At 49.3% G+C, this 17760-nt stretch carries 14 protein-coding genes and 5 pseudogenes; 10 read left to right on the forward strand and 9 right to left on the reverse strand.

The features are described 5' to 3' along the window. Nucleotides 1-183: 183 nt before the first annotated feature. From AB4K05_RS02045 to AB4K05_RS02065, 5 genes and pseudogenes are all read right to left on the reverse strand, one after another. Nucleotides 184-576 (reverse strand): VOC family protein, encoded by a 393-nt coding sequence (locus AB4K05_RS02045; RefSeq protein ID WP_032681803.1) that lies wholly within the window; start codon nucleotides 574-576, stop codon nucleotides 184-186. A 24-nt stretch (nucleotides 577-600) separates the two neighbouring features. Next, nucleotides 601-1865 (reverse strand): annotated as a pseudogene (locus tag AB4K05_RS02050) (MFS transporter). Nucleotides 1866-1903: 38 nt separating this feature from the next. Beyond that, nucleotides 1904-2477, reverse strand: a pseudogene (locus tag AB4K05_RS02055) (DUF1349 domain-containing protein). Nucleotides 2478-2517: 40 nt separating this feature from the next. Beyond that, nucleotides 2518-3336, reverse strand: coding sequence for a GNAT family N-acetyltransferase (locus tag AB4K05_RS02060; protein WP_368478373.1), 819 nt, complete (start codon nucleotides 3334-3336; stop codon nucleotides 2518-2520). A 60-nt stretch (nucleotides 3337-3396) separates the two neighbouring features. Continuing rightward, on the reverse strand, nucleotides 3397-3831 hold the full coding sequence (locus tag AB4K05_RS02065) for a VOC family protein (protein ID WP_138110046.1): 435 nt from the start codon (nucleotides 3829-3831) through the stop codon (nucleotides 3397-3399). A gap of 969 nt (nucleotides 3832-4800) precedes the next feature. Here AB4K05_RS02065 and AB4K05_RS02070 point away from each other — a divergent pair. The 7 genes and pseudogenes from AB4K05_RS02070 to AB4K05_RS02100 all read left to right on the forward strand — a co-directional run. Beyond that, entirely contained in the window at nucleotides 4801-5409 is a 609-nt protein-coding gene (locus AB4K05_RS02070) for a DUF1062 domain-containing protein (protein WP_368478374.1), read from the forward strand. Between the two features lie 756 nt (nucleotides 5410-6165). Next, entirely contained in the window at nucleotides 6166-7389 is a 1224-nt protein-coding gene (locus AB4K05_RS02075; RefSeq protein ID WP_368478375.1) for an oligosaccharide MFS transporter, read from the forward strand. 17 nt (nucleotides 7390-7406) lie between these two features. After that, the gene (locus AB4K05_RS02080) at nucleotides 7407-9416 is read left to right on the forward strand and encodes a beta-galactosidase (RefSeq protein WP_032681789.1); all 2010 of its coding nucleotides are present in this window, start codon (nucleotides 7407-7409) and stop codon (nucleotides 9414-9416) included. 20 nt (nucleotides 9417-9436) lie between these two features. Then, nucleotides 9437-10309 carry an arabinose operon transcriptional regulator AraC gene (gene araC / locus AB4K05_RS02085; protein ID WP_032681788.1) on the forward strand — a complete coding sequence of 291 codons (873 nt, stop codon included), beginning with the start codon at nucleotides 9437-9439 and terminating at the stop codon, nucleotides 10307-10309. Nucleotides 10310-10387: 78 nt separating this feature from the next. Then, a complete protein-coding gene (locus AB4K05_RS02090; protein WP_140418745.1) occupies nucleotides 10388-10582 on the forward strand; it encodes a hypothetical protein in 195 nt (64 codons plus the stop codon). Between the two features lie 131 nt (nucleotides 10583-10713). Further along, nucleotides 10714-10914 (forward strand): annotated as a pseudogene (locus AB4K05_RS02095) (IS110 family transposase); the annotation flags it as partial. A gap of 70 nt (nucleotides 10915-10984) precedes the next feature. Then, nucleotides 10985-11263: pseudogene (locus tag AB4K05_RS02100) on the forward strand (IS3 family transposase); the annotation flags it as partial. Nucleotides 11264-11316: 53 nt separating this feature from the next. Here the strand turns inward: AB4K05_RS02100 and AB4K05_RS02105 are convergent. From AB4K05_RS02105 to AB4K05_RS02120, 4 genes and pseudogenes are all read right to left on the reverse strand, one after another. Beyond that, nucleotides 11317-11646 (reverse strand): annotated as a pseudogene (locus AB4K05_RS02105) (putative zinc ribbon protein); the annotation flags it as partial. 156 nt (nucleotides 11647-11802) lie between these two features. Then, the gene (locus tag AB4K05_RS02110) at nucleotides 11803-12195 is read right to left on the reverse strand and encodes a putative zinc ribbon protein (RefSeq protein ID WP_072040327.1); all 393 of its coding nucleotides are present in this window, start codon (nucleotides 12193-12195) and stop codon (nucleotides 11803-11805) included. A gap of 117 nt (nucleotides 12196-12312) precedes the next feature. Then, entirely contained in the window at nucleotides 12313-12519 is a 207-nt protein-coding gene (locus tag AB4K05_RS02115; protein WP_032682063.1) for an AlpA family transcriptional regulator, read from the reverse strand. Nucleotides 12520-12626: 107 nt separating this feature from the next. After that, a complete protein-coding gene (locus AB4K05_RS02120; protein ID WP_368478376.1) occupies nucleotides 12627-13205 on the reverse strand; it encodes an inovirus-type Gp2 protein in 579 nt (192 codons plus the stop codon). A gap of 415 nt (nucleotides 13206-13620) precedes the next feature. On the opposite strand from AB4K05_RS02120, the gene AB4K05_RS02125 reads away from it, so the two are divergent. The 3 genes from AB4K05_RS02125 to AB4K05_RS02135 all read left to right on the forward strand — a co-directional run bounded on the left by AB4K05_RS02125 (nucleotide 13621) and on the right by AB4K05_RS02135 (nucleotide 17563). Continuing rightward, nucleotides 13621-14538 (forward strand): hypothetical protein, encoded by a 918-nt coding sequence (locus AB4K05_RS02125; protein ID WP_039567658.1) that lies wholly within the window; start codon nucleotides 13621-13623, stop codon nucleotides 14536-14538. Between the two features lie 460 nt (nucleotides 14539-14998). After that, complete coding sequence (locus AB4K05_RS02130) at nucleotides 14999-16369, forward strand: FRG domain-containing protein (protein ID WP_046449093.1); 1371 nt, start codon at nucleotides 14999-15001, stop codon at nucleotides 16367-16369. A gap of 141 nt (nucleotides 16370-16510) precedes the next feature. Next, entirely contained in the window at nucleotides 16511-17563 is a 1053-nt protein-coding gene (locus tag AB4K05_RS02135; RefSeq protein WP_368478377.1) for a hypothetical protein, read from the forward strand. Nucleotides 17564-17760 lie beyond the last annotated feature (197 nt).

Consider the following 17760-nt stretch of genomic DNA (forward strand, 5'->3'; position numbering starts at 1 on the left):
GATTAGCTTGTCTAGTTTGAGTGCCAAAATTGAGAAGCTGATCACGTCAATTTTTTATTTTTGTAAAAATCAACGGGGCAACGATTTTAAACAACCAGTTGAAATCGAACAATTAATGATTCTTTCGAAAGATCGCTAGTGGTTGAGACATTTTAGCCCTGCAGGTCTTCGATATCACATCCGTTACTCCACCAAATCGTAGAACACAAACGCCAGTTTATTACCATCCGGATCGCGTACATAGGCACTATAGAACCCGTCACCGTACTGGGGGCGATATCCCGGCCCCCCTTCATTCGTACCGCCAAGCGACAGAGCGAGAGTGTGCGCCTGCTGTACCTGTTCTACGGACACAGCATTCAATGCCACCATGGTCCCATTACCCACGGACGCCGGTTGTTTATCAAATGGTCGGCCCACGCAAAGGCCAGTCGTGGTATTCGCACTAAATGTGCCCCAGGACGCGCCTTCTTCATTCCGGCCTGCCTTTGGATACCCAAGCAATTCCATCAACGGATCGTAGAATTGGATGGCGCGTGGCAGATCGCTAGTACCCAGCATCACGTAAGAAAACATAACCCCTCCTTACTTACATTTGTATTATTGTTCCTGACAGCCTGCCGGTGATACTGACTGGCTCTGATGCTGCCCACGTAGTTTAAGCAGGCGGGCAACTGATATGATGACGGCTATACCGGCCAGCAGCGCCGCGCCGTGGATAGCAATCCTGCCGCCGGCATGGAAGTAAACCCAGCGGGTTATTTCAATGCTAAGGGCAATTATGCCGAGCGCCAGAATATTTAGCGTGGCAGAAACGGTGCCCTTTGGCAGGTTATGAGAAAAGAGCGTGAAGCGAAACAGCACCGGATAGAGCAGTCCAATACCCAGGGCATAAAAGCTCGTTCCCAGTACTGACCATAGCCAGACGTGTGGCCATAGCAGGTTGCCGACCAGCAAAGCCAGCAAGCCAGCAAGCCAGCAAGCTGTATCGGGACAGTACCCCAGATAAAACGCGGTGAAGTCGGGTCTTTGATAAAATTCGCTACGATCGCACTGGCGATAATGATCCCACTAAACACGGGCACCTGTGTCCAGGCATAGGTACCGGGAGACATACCCCCGTGCTCAATCAGGATCACAGGGGAGAGCGCTACCCAGGTGATGATAGGCAGGTTACCAAAAGCGACTGCCAGTGAGCCGGTCAGCACCACTGGATGGCGAAATGCCTCGATGAAATCTGACAGCACTTCACCCGGTTTGAATTCTCTTCCCTGAGATATAACTGTCTCCGGCATTTTGAACAGTAGTAAGAACCATGCTATCAGACCAAACGCACCGATGATGGCAAAGAGCAGTTTCCAGTGAATGAACGCCATCAGCGCAGCGCCGGCCACCGGCCCGATAACTGGGGCGAGCAGAACAATGGAGGTCAGCGCAGCCATGATCCTGATGGAATCTTTTTCATCAAAGGCCTCCTGTATTGATACATAACCAACGGTGGAGATAAAACAGATGCTGGTGCCCTGAATAAAGCGGGCGACGAAGTATTGTTCGATCGAGGTGACAAACAGCATGCTCAGGCAGGCTAAGGCAAAGATCATTGCACCCGTGAGCAGGACCGGGCGGCGGCCAATCCTGTCGGAGAGTGGCCCCAGGAGCCACTGTAGTGCCAGTCCGCCTGCCATATACAAACTGACTGATGCTGGAGCCAGCGTAACATCCGCCTGTAACTCATTTATAATGTTAATGACGCCCGGCTGAATAAGGTCCGTTGTCAGGTAGACTGAAAAATCGTAGATGATCATCGCCAGTGGAAATAATAGCACGCTGCCATACCTGCCAATGCGTCCCGAAAATGGCTTCATAAACGGGTTCTCCGTTTTTTATTATTGAATGGTTATTATCAACTTAGATCGTGCAGTTCCTTATCCATCGCAGGAGTCAGTCTGAGATCAAGAAATTCTACCTGCAACCCCTTGCGCTGAGGTGTACAACACATGATGCCCGTTTTTACAGGGCCCGTAGGGAAATGGCATAAGCGAAGTAATGGCCAGTGCTGTCCATCTGAGGAGTACTGCAGTCGTAACGCATCTTTTTTACGGGTCAGACGCAGCCAGAACTCCTTCGGATCCCCCAGGAAAGAGTCCTGTAGCCCAGTCGGAATATCCCTGCGTGAGTACACTCCCGATTGCAGGTGCGCCATCGTTGAATTCGATGCCAGCTTTGAGCCAGTGCTGTTCGTCAGAGAGAATCATAATTCCGGCCTGGTCATAGAGTGTGGTGAAGTTTGCGCGGATCCTGACCTGAAAAGTAAAATCCCCTGTTACGTCAGTAGCGTAGATGTGGCCGGTAAAACGCTCAAACCCGTACCAGGTACGGCACCAGAAATCAGTATGCTCATCTGTGATTACCGACAGGGCGTTATTTTCGTAGCACCATACGGCGGGCTCATTGATCCATTCAAACTTGCAACTCATCATTGTTCTCCTGTCATGCGGAACGCAGCATAACGATAGTTTAAAATGTCAGTTCCATTTCAAACTGGCATAACGGTTCAGCCTGATAACCCGCCGCAGTAAATAATGGTGCCAGCGTTTCTGGGATCGCTGCTGATGTGCCTATGCCAGGCCATCTGGCATTCATTTTCTGAAGCATTCTTTTAGCCCGTCCCTGGTAACGATACACCGGTTCCACAAACAAACAGCGGAGCTGAGGTTGTCCCATGAACTTCGCGACAGCACACCATGCATGTTCGTCATCCCTGAGGATGTCGCAGGGAATAGACAAGAGCTGCAGGGGGCTGGCCAGCCAGGGAAGATCATCATCTGGTGCAGACCAGACGGTACGCAGGAAGTCATCAACAGCCTTGGATTCCATATCCCCTGAAGGTATTTCCAGACGAGACTGTGGATCTCCCCGGTATTTGCACAGATGTCGGCGAACCTGAAAACCGAGCGCATGATAGAGAGCTATGGCCCGGGTATTTTCGCGCATCACTTCCAGCCTCACGCTGGATAACTTTTTCTCTTTTAAGGAGGTAAACAGAGGAGTAAGCATCTGTTTTGCCAGTCCCTGGCTCCGGTACTCGGGTAACACACCAAATGCTGCCAGACGCGCTTTGTCCATTCTGCGGGTTACGATGGCTATTGCCGCCGGGTTATCATTGACCAGCCAGACAAACGAGTCTTCAAGGCTGAGTCCTTCGGTAATGAAACGTGAGGCAAACATTTCCGGTGGCAACGCAAACGGTGTCAATGATTCATTAAAGCTGTCTGCAAGAATACGGCACAGCTCAGTAATGCTGCATTCAAGGGCTGATACCGGAATAACGGTCATAGATAAAGCTCTCCATTGCGGTTACCGGGAGCTACAGGGGAAAATATGCTCCCTGTTTTCTCAGACAGTGAAGCTGATTTCTACAGAGCGGGCACTGCGATCGCCCTCACCATGGTAAACAGCTTCGATGTTGTTACCGTCCGGATCCAGAACAAAAGCGGCATAGTATCCGGGATGATAGGTTCGTTCGGCAGGTGCGCCGTTATCACGTCCGCCATGATTTAGTGCTGCGTGGTAAAACGCGTTCACCGATTCACGGTCTGCGGCCTGAAAGGCCAGATGGTGCCGTCCTGTAGACACCCCTCCAGACTCCGAACTTTTTACGGACGAAATGACCAGTTCGTCAGCCCAGATATAATCGTCATCGGTGATAACCAGGGGGATCTTAAGTTCCGCCAGAACTGCTGTGTAAAACGCTTTGCTTGCGGCAAAGTCGTTTACCACGAGCTGGATATGGTCGATAAGTCTGCCACGATGCAGCGTATAGTTATCCATGGTTCATTTCCTTATTCAGATTCTGTCAGTCAGGTCTTTACCTATGAAACTCAACAGAGGCACAACTCTACGTAATGATTGTGTTGTTGGAAAAAAAATACATTAAGTTTTGTGCTCTGAACCCGACAGATATCAGAAAATCATTCCAGATTTGGTCTTTGTACAGGAATTGCTATTCCGTTATTCGCTTATGACCAGGCTCTCAATTGCCAGTTGTAATATAACGAGCAGGGATGAGATAAGAGCAAGCCATTTTAAGGGGCGTAGTTTACGTTCAGGTATAGAGAGCGTGTGGAGTATGGCATGACGCTTCATTTTATTGAGTGGCATGCTGCCTCCTGAAAAAGAGCCGCCTGCACAGGCTGCTACACAATGAAAAAAGAATCATTCCACAAGCAAGGCACTTATGAGCAAGGTTAGTTGCCATGGAGCTAACGTAACGGTTAAGGCGGTAAGAACAAGCCACAAGCGGCTAAACGTTTTCCTTCCGAGTTGACAGTTTCCTGCTGGGGAGCTGTTCGTTTGTTAGCCAGAACAGGTTAACGAATAAAATCAGTATATCCATATTAAATAAATGGTTGTTTAGCGTTTATTTAAATAATGCCATTCGAATAATACACACTCAAATAATAAACAATGTGGAACTATCCAGTACCGCTAATTGATAGGCGCTCATGAGAACTGGAGAGATAATTGCTTCTGATGAGCCATAAATGCAATTACATCCCGGTCAGGGAATTCCCGGGTTTAAGTAGCGTGATTAACCACCATAAATATTGATTGAACTCATTTACCCGATTAGCGCCATTTTGATAGTCTCGACTTATCTCGTTGACTATCTATAGGATTTTTGCGTTGGAAATCTTTTTTTAACCCACTGAAAAATATCTCTTAAATATTTTTCATACATAAACATTCATGGTCCGTTCAGTACGGATCCGGTTTTGTATGGGTTAAAAAAGGTACGTTATGAAAGTTACATGGACTGTCACGCCTGTGGGGCATCAGCGCATCGCGAAGCGATGTCCTTCATGCAACATTAAACGGGACTTCACGCCGTCAGGTGCATTTCGGGTTAATTCGCAAAAGAAGGTGCTGGACGTGTGGAGTATCTATAAATGCACACACTGTCATTACACCTGGAATATCTCCCTGTTTTCGCGCCTGCACGTCAGCAAAATCGACCGCCAGCTTTATCATCGGCTAATGACAAACGATGCCGTCACGGTACAGCACTTTGCGAGTGATATCGCGATGCTGAAGCGGAACAATGCGGAGCTATCGGGTCGGCCTGATTTTACCGTTCAGGAGCGCTGGCCGGTAAGCATCACCGCCCACCAGTGGGTCCGCGTTAGTGTCAGGATTTCCCGTTCATTTCAGGTCAGCTTGTTGTCGGTTTTGAAGCAGCAGCTCATGCTGAGCGCAGGTGAAATTCAGAGAAGGGTGGAAGCAGGACAGATCAGCGGTGTTACGATGAAGATGCTTAAATCGAGAAAGCTGAAGGCTGGGGAGTATAAGTTCCAACTATCTCTGGATGCGTTGTATTCCAGACGAAGGATCACTCTGAAACAACGATAAAAGCAGGAAGCTCATCTTGATATTGGTTTCGCCATTATGCTGGGGCTTTACCGAACGACAGATTCAAGATGAGCTTCAGGTGTATTACATCTCCTGTGTCATAAGCTAAAGACAGTGATGAAACTTAGGGTAAAGTATGAATGAGCATGTGGTTCTAAAATTTCTTGATTAGCTGGATATATTTTTCGGTACATATCACATTCGGTAGTAAAGATGCATTTTTCTGCACACCTAGGATACCCAGACAGTCTTCAATAAATGAATGGGCTTATCATCATGATTTCTCATCTTGACCATCATGTTCTGACTACCCGCGCTCGGCAGGCTTGTGTCGATTTCTATCGCGACGTGCTTGGTATGGAAGTGATTCTGTTCGGTGCAGACAGAACGGCACTTAAATTTGGGCAGCAGAAAATCAACATCCATGAATATGGCAGGGAAATCGAGCCAAAGGCACATCTGCCAGTGCCCAGATCTTTGGACTTATGCTTTATCGTCCGGTTACCAATGGCAGAACTGCTTACCCACCTCAGAACTCACAACGTTGCTATTGAAGAAGGGCCTTCAAGAAGAATTGGCGCGTGTTGGAGTATTGAGTCCGTGTATCCTCGCATAATGTGAAGCAGTTCACGCTCGTCTCGCCGCAGCAGATTATTACTGGTTGATAGCGAAACATTTATGACTCCTCGTAATGCGAAACGGTAACGTTTCTCGTGTCTCTGCAACAAGATTCCTGTGTGAGAAAACGAGGGTATCATGAATAAAAATTACTCTATGAGCTGCTTGTTCTTCCTGTTTTTCTTTATCGGCTGGGGCTGCTGCTACCCCTATCTGTCGCTGTGGCTGACCGAAACCATCGGTATCAGCTATACCGACGTTGGTCTGGTTTATTCGTTTACCGCCATCATCGCGGTTTGCGTGCAGCCGCTGTTCGGTTTTATCTCCGACAAGCTGGTCTACCGTAAACACCTGATGTGGATGCTGGCCATCATCATCACGCTGTTTGCCCCTTGGTGGATCTACGTTTTCGCCCCGCTGCTGAAGTACAACGTTATTCTCGGCGCGCTGGCGGGCGGGGTGTATATCGGGATGGCCTACGGCGCGGGCTGCGGTATCTGTGAAGCCTATATTGATAAAGTCAGCCGCGCCTCCGGCTTCGAGTTTGGCCGCGCGCGCATGTTTGGCGGTATTGGAGCAGCCATCGGCACTTTTGCCGCCGGCAAGCTCTACGGTATCGATCAGAACATGATTTTCTGGCTGGCCAGCGCCGCTGGCGCCTGCCTGCTGCTGATAGTCTGGAAAACCAAGGTGGATACCTCCGGCACAGCCGGTCAACAGCAAATGAAAACCATCCCCGTCACCTTTCACGACGCGGTGGCGCTGCTGAAGCTGAAAAAGTTCTGGTTTTTCGCCATCTATACGATCGGCGTCGGCGCGGTCTATGAAACCTACGACCAGCAGTTTGCCATCTACTACAGCCACTTCTTTGAGAGCAAAGCGCGCGGCGCGGAAGTCTTCGGCTATCTGACCACCGGGCAGATCTTCCTCGATGCGGTAGTCATGTTCTTCGCCCCGTGGTTCGTCAATAAAATCGGTCCGAAAAACGCCCTGCTGTACTGCGGCATGATCATGAGCCTGCGCATCATCGGCTCGGCCTGGGCGATTGGCCCGGTTTCCATCAGCCTGATCAAACTGCTGCACGGCTTCGAGAGTTCGGTGCTGCTGGTGGCCGCGCTGAAATATATCGCCGCCAACTTCAATCCGCTGCTTTCCGCCACCGTTTATCTGATTGGCTTCCAGTTCGCCAAGAGCTTTAGCTCTATTTTCCTCTCCACCGGGATTGGCCATATGTATCAGAGCATGGGTTTCACCAGCAGTTACATCGTGCTGGGCGGCATCGCCCTGTGCTTCACCCTGCTCTCCTTTATCACATTGGATAAGGCGCGATTTTTCGCCCTGCAGACCGCAACCACACACTAATGACACGAGGTAACCGCATGTCTGATTTATATTACGGTGTCGCTTATTACGACGAATATATGCCGGAGGATCGCCTTGCGCAGGACATCGCGTTGATGCGAGAGACAGGCATCAACGTGGTGCGCATCGCAGAATCTACTTGGAGTACGCTGGAGCCGCAGGAAGGCGAATATCATTTCTACCACATCGACCGCGTGCTGAACGCCATGCACCAGGCGGGGATCGCGGTGATTATCGGTACGCCGACCTACGCGGTACCGGCATGGCTGGTGGCGAAGCACCCTGACATTCTGGTGACCACTGCCGAAGGCCAGCAAAAGTACGGCCCGCGGCAGATTATGGACATCGTGAACCCCACTTTTCGCCGCTATGCAGAGAACATTCTCCGCACATTGATGGCCCATGTGCAGAATCATCCGGCGATTATCGGCTGGCAGTTGGATAACGAAACCAAGCACTACGACAACGTCGGGCGCTATATGCAGGAAGGCTTTGTGCGCAGCTTGCAGGAAAAATATCCCAGCCTCGATCGGTTGAACCGCGACTTCGGCCTCGACTACTGGAGCAACCGCATCGACAGCTGGGATGACTTCCCGCCGGTAGAAAACACCATCAATGCCAGCCTCGCCTGCGCGTTCTCGCGCTATCAGCGCCAGCAGGTCACTGAGTATCTGGCGTGGCAGGCAGAGATCGTGCGCGAGTACGCGCAACCGCACCAGTTCGTCACCCACAACTTTGATTTCGAATGGCGCGGCTATTCGTTTGGCGTCCAGCCGCGCGTGGACCACTTTGCTGCGGCCAAAGCGCTGGATATTGCTGGGGTCGATATTTATCACCCCAGCCAGAAGCATTTAACCGGACGAGAAATTGCCTTCGGCGGCGCCATTACCCGCGGGCTAAAAGGCGGCAATAACTACTTCGTGCTGGAAACCCAGGCGCAAGGCTTTGCCCAGTGGACGCCATTCCCCTGCCAGTTGCGGCTCCAGGCCTTTAGCCACGTGGCGTCGGGCGCGGCGATGGTCTCGTACTGGCACTGGCACTCTATCCACAATTCATTTGAAACCTACTGGAAGGGGCTGCTGAGCCATGACTTTTCCCGCAACGCGACCTGGCAGGAAGCGACCACCATCGGCGCTGATTTCGCCCGACTATCGCCTCAGCTAGCGGGGCTGCGCGCGGAAAACGACGTGGCGCTGCTGATTAACAATGAAGCCATGGATGCGCTCAATCAGTTCCGCCCCGGCGACGCGCAGGGCAACGTCTATAACGATATTTTCCGCCGCTTCCACGACGCGCTGTATGACCACAATATCGCACTGGATATCATCAACGACGTCACCGAGGTGACGTCGCGCTATAAAACACTAATCGTACCCGGCCTGTACGCCGCCGATGATGGTCTGCTCACGCGGATTAACCGCTACGTTGAGCAAGGAGGACGGGCGCTGATTGGCTTTAAGTCAGGCTTCAGCGATGAAAATGTGAAGGTGCGCAGCAGCGTGCAGCCGGGTATTCTGCACAGTGCATGTGGCGTCACCTACAGTCAGTTCACCCTGCCGGAGGACGTGACCGTTGCCGCCTGTACTTCGACCCTGGACTGCCGCGAACACAACGCCGCCGAGCTGTGGATGGAGCTGTTAACGCCTGCGCCGGGTACCCGCATGCTGCTGCGCTATCAGCATCCGGCCTGGAGCGAGTATGCGGCGGCGACCGAAGCGGACTACGGCAAAGGCCGGGCGCTGTACGTTGGCTTCCTGCCGCACAAGGCGCTGATTAGCCAGCTGTTTGACACCCTGACCGACGGACTGGAACTCCGTTCGCGCTCGTCAGCCTACCGCTATCCGTTAATTACTAGGACCCTGCGTAACCGCGACGGCAAACGCATTCACTTCCTGTTTAACTACAGCGGCGATAGTCAAGAGATGCTCGCCGAAACCAGCGGCACCGAGCTGTTAAGCGGTAGAACGGTGACGCTCGGCGAGCCATTGCGTCTCAAAGGCTGGGAATTTAGTATCATTGAAAGTTAACGGCAACGGGCGGAGGAGTTATGGAGTTAGATATCAAAGCGTTTTTGCACTTCTCACCATTGATAAAAACCTTCACCTTCAACGCCTGGGTCGTCGCTGGCTTTACGCCTATTACTCGCGGTTCAAAGCTCGACTACTACATCAACCGCCCGCAGGGGATGAAGGGTTATATCATCAACCTGACCCTGCGCGGCCAGGCGCGCGCGAAGGCGGGAGAAGGGGCGCTGCTGTTTGGCGAAAACGAACTGCTGCTGTTTCCGCCTGGCGTGCCACACCACTACGGGCGCGATGAGCACAGCGAACATTGGGACCACCTGTGGATCTACTTTATTCCACGTCCTTACTGGGTCGACTGGCTGAAGTGGGACCACACTACCCATAGTATTGGCAAAACCACGGTCAACGATCCCCAGCAGCAGCAGGCGCTACGCGATCTTTTTTATGAGGTTATCCATCACCACAATGATACCGCCCCGCTCGCCGAAGCGCTGGCGATGAACGCGCTTGAGAGGCTCATTTTGAGCTGCTTCCAGCTACAGCCGATCAGCAACCGCCATGCCCACGACCCGCGCATCAACGCCATCTGTGATTACCTGAACGAAAATATTGCCCAGGAGATGAAAATTGAGACGCTGGCAGCGATGGTTTTCCTGTCGCCTTCCAGACTGGCGCACCTGTTTAAGAATGAGTTAGGGCAGACCATCTACGCCTGGCGCGAGATGCAGCGGGTGAGTCGGGCAAAGTGGCTACTGCAGACCACCACGCTGCCGCTGAATAAAGTAGCGCTGTCGGTCGGCTATAGCGACCCGGTCTACTTCACGAAGGTGTTCCGCAAACACAACGGCATTCCGCCGGGGGAGTACCGCAAGCGCTATGCGGCGATGAAGGGCTAAAAACATCAACGGCTCCCATTCGGAGCCATTTTTAATCCTGCCGCATCGTGTTCATTTTTATAATAATGAATCATTGTTATGAAAAGTCTTGTGATCATAAATATTGATATCCGAAATGCACTGATGACGTGCTGCGGTGAGCGTTATAGTAATGAAATGCTGTTTGCCGCGTCGGTAAAACTTAATGACTTAGGTTTTAATGCAGCAGCACTTTCCAGCGCAGCGGCATATTCCGCCAGTGAACCTTTATTAATATCGAACAGACTTGCGTAAATGGCATTTCCTCACTGGTGTACGTGACTCAACAAAGGCCTGACGGCTTGTCTCTTTACTGACCTGTACGGGTTATCTGTCAGGAGATTCAATTCTGTTTTCTCACAGGAGCTCTGTCATAGCTGAAAAAGTTAACTTCCGGAAAAACAAACCGGAACCGACTTAATCGTGGTGGTGTTCGCGCAGCCAATAGTGTCCTGTATATTATCGCGAACGGTAGATTACGGAAAGACGCGAGAACACAGGAATATGTGGCAAAGCGGGTAGCAGAAGGTTATTCTAAAATGGAAGCACTGCGTTGCCATAAGCACTATATTTCGTGTGAAGTCTAAACGCTGCTGCTAAATCAAAATCGGAAGATCAACAGTACCCAAATAATGACTTCACTCTTAGAAGGGCGTCCAGGGCAGCCAGTACTGCTGCGACACTAGGCAATGGGTCTGTCGAGCCAATAATCTGGCACCGAGCATGAGCCGGCGTGGCAGCTACAAGAATAATGCTTTGGCTGAATCGTTCCTCAGTTCGCTGAAAAAAGAACGGATCAGAAAACGTATCTATAATACCCAAGATCTGGCCCGGACCGATATCTTCGATTATATTTAAGTCTTCTATAATCGATCCCGGCGCCTAAGTCATCTCATCGGCGTCAGCCCGGAGGCCTTCGAACAGGCCTCGTCGTGAGGACAGAATTTTTCTTTGGGGGTAAACCCACACTTATCACTGAATAGCCTGTTTTATTTCGCAAATGTCACAGGCACAGTTAGCATATCGATATCTTTCACTTCCGTGCTGTAGATGTGCTGCTTGCACGCCGGACAGCATCGAAAACCATAATATTCATACTGGCATAGTACGCAGAAATAATATTTTTTTGAGGGCTCAGCGGAGGCTGAATCATCACGTTCCAGCATTGCATTAACTGCCTGCTCAAAGGCTGATATCGGTTTGTCCTGAGAAATAACCCGGTACTCACAACGCATTAAATTGCGTTCGTCAGCATCTTCCATGTCATGTTCGAAATAACCGCCGCTATCATGCGTCCAGTGCAGACGCAGGGGATTGTTGCAGGAGCGGCAGTACTAGGGCCCCCTTGAACGCGGAGACAGGTCCCGGATGTAAGTGACTTCGCCCTTGTGGTCAAGGCCGGTACGAATGGTGCGAAATTGCATGGTGTCAATCCTGTAATGATGTCCAGATAGCAAGCGGCAGATAACGTAGGCTCATTCGGTGCAATGTTCGGTACTGTGCTCACCGGTACGGCAACTCAGGCAAAACCGTTCACCGTTGTAGTGGCTATTGCAGCCAGAACAATGCCATTCCGCCTTGCGCACCAGCGGTAAGACATCCGGCACATAGCGACACAGCATGCGCACCCGCCTGGCTTCCTTAGGCTTAGGGAGTACATACGGACAATGGTGGCGTCCGTTCTCCGTCAGGTCTTCCCATGTGTGTTCAAACCATGGGAGGTTAGTACTCCATTCAGGGTGGAATACCAGCGCACTGCCGCAGAGATGGCAGGTGTAGCGGTCGTAAGGATGAAGCTGTGCATTGACCGCGCCCGTGAGACGCTTATTACCATCAAGCGCGATAAAAGATTTGGCGTAAATCGTCATAATATTGGTTCTTTGGCGGATGACGCGCAGGGCTAAGCCGTCCCAAGAAGAGCATCAGTGCAGGTCATACGACTGATGAAGTTAAATCAGGTGGGAGATGTGATTGCGTTCGATAGATTACTGACGGGACTGCGCGATGCGTTGCTGTAGCCAGGCTTCCACTTCGCTCTGAAGCCAGCGGGAGCTTCTGCCCAGCTTAATGGGCTTTGGGAACTCACCCAATGAAATGAGCTTGTAGAACCACTTGTCCGTAAGTCCCGTTAGCTTCGTGATGAACCGCATATCCACCAGTTGATCATCGAGCAAAGAAATTTGTTCTGTCATGATGCAGTCTTCCATTGTGGGGTTATCCTGAGCTGGTGGTTGATTGCTCGTTACCACCAGCCCTTCCACATCAATGGATTGATACGTAAAAAAGTGCAGAACGTGAGTTACACCGCGCGAGGACGCCCCAGTCCGCTGGGCGGCGGTACTTCACTGGCTCCGTAGTGATAGTGACCTTTTTTTTGCTCTTCTTTGGCGAGATAGCTGATGATGTAGCGCAGGTTATGGATGGCTTCGGTATCATCGTAGTTCACTGGCCTATCAATACTGACTTCATAAGTGGACTTGTATTCGCAGCGGTTGTAATAGCCTTCTCGTTGCGTTATTTCCCGCCATATTGTTCCTACTCTCTCAGCTATTGGGTAGGTGGCCTGGTTAAGGTGCCTGTCGAGATAGAACACGATATGGGCATGGCAGCCGTGGTCTACAGAATTCTCGAGTACCCAGAAATACCCAGCCAGATTTGTGTGCTGCAGGGTGCGTTCAACCAGCATGCGTACTTCTCGCTCAGTTTCGTTCCAGGAATGACGTTTATAGCGCTCTGTACCTTTCTGATAGAACAGGTCGAGTCTGAGTGCCTGTATTCGGGAGTATCGGTTCAGTAGCTGATTCAGATGGTCATTGAGTAGAGACAGTAGAAACCAGTTCATCGTGTATCTGGGATTAAAGGGGTAAGGTGTGTGCATTGATTTATCCTTTGTCAGGTGGAGTACAAAGGAATGGGATGAGATGTAATTTTTAAGAGAAGCGGGGATACGGCTGATACAGGGAACTGTGTATCCTGGGGAATACAGGCAGGGTTGCTTGTTGGGGGAAGGAGCTGTGAACAGGGTGGTATAGAAACAGGGAGTGCCCCTTAATTATACTAAAAACCCAAATGTTCATATCTGCTGGTGAACGATTCTAATGAGGTGAACAGAGGAGGATCCTAGAGTAAAAATTATAGGAATAACGCAGTAAAACATCAGAGTATTATCACAATAAAATCAGTAAGATATCAGTTAAAAATCAGTCATCCCTCAGGTCTGTGACCCGACTCCACCAACCAAAAAGGTACTCATGCTAATCTGTTTTTGGGAGTCAGAAACAGAGGGAAAGGCGATGTTGCATTACGATATGATCCGCAGCGAGATAATGTACCTAAAAGCGCTGGATAGTTTTTTCAATACAGATCACTCGTTACTGTGCAGTACTTATGATACGCCGGATGATTTTCGACGCTTGATCTCTCAGATACTTGAACGACATTTTCTTGGCGATCAGGACAGAATCAAAGCTGCGCGGAAAATACTTAAAGAATGGGCCGACCTGCAACTGATTGATAAAGATTATTTTGATTGTTTCAAAGGTTCAACAAGAGCATCGTGGTTTGCTCACCATTATATTTTTGAATACCCAGTAAAATCTGCAGGGTTGACACTTGGTGGATTGGGGAATGACGTCGGTTGTGCAGGTGGTTTTAATTCTCTTTTAATGGACGACAATATCTTCACAAATCTTGATTTCTCTAATTTGAATATTGATTTGGACGATATTGATTGGGATCTGATAACTAATCCACAGGCTACCGCTTCGAAAAAACCGAAACGTGTTTTCTCCCGATTTTACCTGAACGCGGGAGCAAGTACCTATCTGTACAACCCCACTCCGGTAACTGAGCGTGAACTGATCAACGGTATAATGAGGTACATTGATGAAGCTCCATGCTCCCTTGGAGATAAGATCTCTTATTTCAAAAAGCTGCATGATCGGTGGCTTGAGCAATACGATTTTTTTCTGACAGACTTTGACTGGATGTCCCGCGATGATGAAACTCAGCTAGTATATCTCTGGGACTATCTCAAAGGAAAAAAACGAATAGCAGGCTATCTTCGCCCATATAACACGTCTATGCGTTATGACATGATTATTGCGGCTATAGATGTGTGGAATGTCCAGCCTGAAGAGAAGCTGGAGTTTATTGAGAAGATGAAACATGCATGGCAGGCATCAAAATCTTATCGGCGATCCGCTAAATAGCTTTATGATCTCAGTGGTTTGTTCGTCTGATTTCTCTGTATTGTTATGTATCTGAATCGACCAAGGTTCTATAGCTACCTTTCTCTTGTCCCGTTATGTACAGAGCACATAGTCGAGGTATGGAAATTAGAACGTTTACTTCTGGCTCGAAGCATACAAGCTAGCTCTGAAGGTCCGCTATGAGCGAAATATAGTCATTGACTACCGAATCTCTTTCCGGCGAACGCGCTACTAAATAGCTAGCGCGTGCGCAATGGCACGCTAGTGCTGATATACGTCAGGAGTAAAGCGTGATGTAAATTTTTCTGATGAATTTTCAGAATGTATCATCCAGGCTTACCGATGGCAGTGTTGTTTCGGATCAAAAAGGTGTGAAATATAAACAGCAGTGCTGATGTTTAAATAATTATCAAGTCTGGCATGATGAGAGCGAAACTTAACTTATGCGAGGATCGCAAGTATGCTGAATCTTATCGTTGTCGGAAACCCCAACTACTACACTTTTTTTTCTGAACCCAGCGGCCATGACTCTTTCCCAGTGTCACGACTCTTCGAATCCACGCCAGAGTCTCTCAGAAGCAGATTGCTTCCCCTGACTGAAAAAACCTATCATTTTCTTCAGGAACTGCCCGTTGTATTTATGTCCGAGCCGGAAATTGAATTCGATGAAGATAATGAAAAAATAGGTTATTTCAGCCACATCCGCTTAGGAAAAATCAGCAAGATAAGTACGTCCGTGTATAACAGAGAAAAAGTTTTAGCGTTTGATTATGAAATTACCAGTGATATCGGCTATAAGCCCTTAACCAGCGATAAAGAGTACGTAAGTGAGCTGGAGTTGGGTAGTTTCGGACTAAACAGAACGTTCTGGGCGGTCAAAGAGATTGCCGTAAATGAGATTCTGCGTGTTTTAGGCCTTGAAGGCTATTCTAATGTTGAGCCCGCAGCAGCGAGTGCGGAAGCACCGGAGAATAATGAAGAACTTGAGATCATTGCGGATATCAATCAATACTTGCAGGTGATACTCGATCATACACAGGGAAACGATGAAGAGGTATTTTACCGCGGTCACTCGGACATCAGCTACCAACTGGAACCCTCACTGTTCCGCAAGGATACTCAGGGTAACTATCGCTACCGCCATCACGAATCGGACATGATAACAGAGCTGCTGACCGTGCAGCCCGCCGAGTTCAAAGACGATCGGTATATGCTAGATAAACTCGTGCGCATGCAACACTATGGCCTACCCACACGCCTGCTTGATGTATCAACAAACCCCTTGATCGCACTATATTTTGCCTGTTCTAAAATCAAGCACGATGAAAATAATCATGAAATTGACGGGAACGTCATTATTCTGACGACGCCCAAAAGTGAAATTAAGTTTTTCGACTCGGATACCGTAAGTTGCATAGCCAATCTTTCCCGTCTTCCCTCTCGCTTCAAAAGCAGCCTGAAAACTAATCTCACCATTCCGGCGTTTAACGAATCTGAAGAGTGCGGACAACTACTACACCTGATCCGCGATGAAAAGTCCTATTTCAAAAGCATCATCGATCCGGCCCATCTAAGTAAAATTGTTGTGGTCAAAGGTCGGCTCAGTAACGCACGTATTTCGTCCCAATCAGGCGCTTTCCTGCTCTTTGGTGAAAACGTAGACCTACCGGAAACGGGACTCAGTACGCTGAACATCAAAAAGCTTGTTATTAGAAACAAAGAGCATCTGATGCAGCAACTGAGCCGCCTTGGCATTAACGAAAGCACGGTGTACCCCGGTATTGAGAAGGCGGCTACGGAAATTGCAAAACTATACGATGGACGAATCTGATAGCGCTCTAGTCGCACGGCACGGCTGTGTGCCAGCATGGACCCATAGCAGCTTTAATCGCCGTGCAGAATGCAGTTTTCAGGTAACTTCAGAGAAACAAGTGATCTCATTTCGTTGTATTTATTAGCTGCGGAGTCATTAATGGAAAGAATCAAGAGGAATCCCGAACGATTTGAACCCTTTGAGCTTTTTTCCTCGTTGGGCCAGATCTATAATTACGATATTAAAAACCCCGAGCACCAGGATGACTTTATACAAAAGGTCACCACGTCATTAATCGCTTCCCATCAGAATCCAATTCTGCTGAACGGGAAAAGAATAGAAAACCTATTTAAACACGTTTGCGCCGCACTGAACCACTGCCAGTTTCTTAAACAGGAAGACGCCGGAGACATGATGTCAGCCGATCCCGATCTGGTGGCACCTGACTACCGCATTATACTGAAGGATCGCCGTCAGATCTTTGTGGAAGTAAAAAACTTTAACGCGGATGACGTGACTGACGATTATCACCTGAAGAAATCGTACAGTGATAAGGTTGAAAATTACGGTGAGCTCCATGGTATTCCAGTTTATTACGCCATCTACATCAGGATGCTGCGCCGGTGGGCGCTGGTTGCACGCTCCTCAATGAAGGAGCTAGAGCGTGAACATACCTTGACGCCGGCCTCGGCGCTCGCAAAAAGTGAGATGTACCTGCTGGGCGACCTATCGATAGCAACAGAGCCCGATCTGGTTTTTGAGCTTATCCCCGACCGGACCAAAGAAGTTTCAGTTAGTCCCGAAGGCATCGCCCATTTTACAATTGGCGGGATTAAAATTTACTGCAATGACAGAGAAGTAACGGATAAATTTGAAATGAACACGGCGTTTCATCTGATGCGCTACGGAGAGTGGCTCTGCCCCGGTTCGGAGGCAATATTCACTGATGGTCAGCTTGAGAGCATCCGATACACATTTTCCCCGGAAGACGACGAAAATTACAAAAGACAGGGTTTCGACTTTATAGGCACGCTGAGTTCGCTGGTCACGTCGGCTTTTAACGAGCAGACTGTGCACGACAGCCAGGTCAGGTCAGTTGACACCCGGCAGAATGTCAGACTTTTCACGATAACCATCCCTGATGATTACAAAGGGGGAGGCCTGCCTCTGTGGCGTTTCTCAATGCAGCCAAACTATGAATTTACCGATTAAGAGTAATAGTGAGACATTTAATCGGGATAAGTCGCTCGCTAATTCGTTGCTACTTCACCAACTTATAAATGAGAAGACCTAGCCTAATAACCTCACAATCAACTTCATTGCGGATCCCCAAAGATAGACGGGCATAGGCGGCTTTTTATCACCTAAGCGTAAGCGCAACATAAATGATCGGGTCAATGGAATGACCT

Source organism: Kluyvera sp. STS39-E (assembly GCF_040932435.1).
Taxonomy (GTDB): Bacteria; Pseudomonadota; Gammaproteobacteria; order Enterobacterales; family Enterobacteriaceae; genus Kluyvera.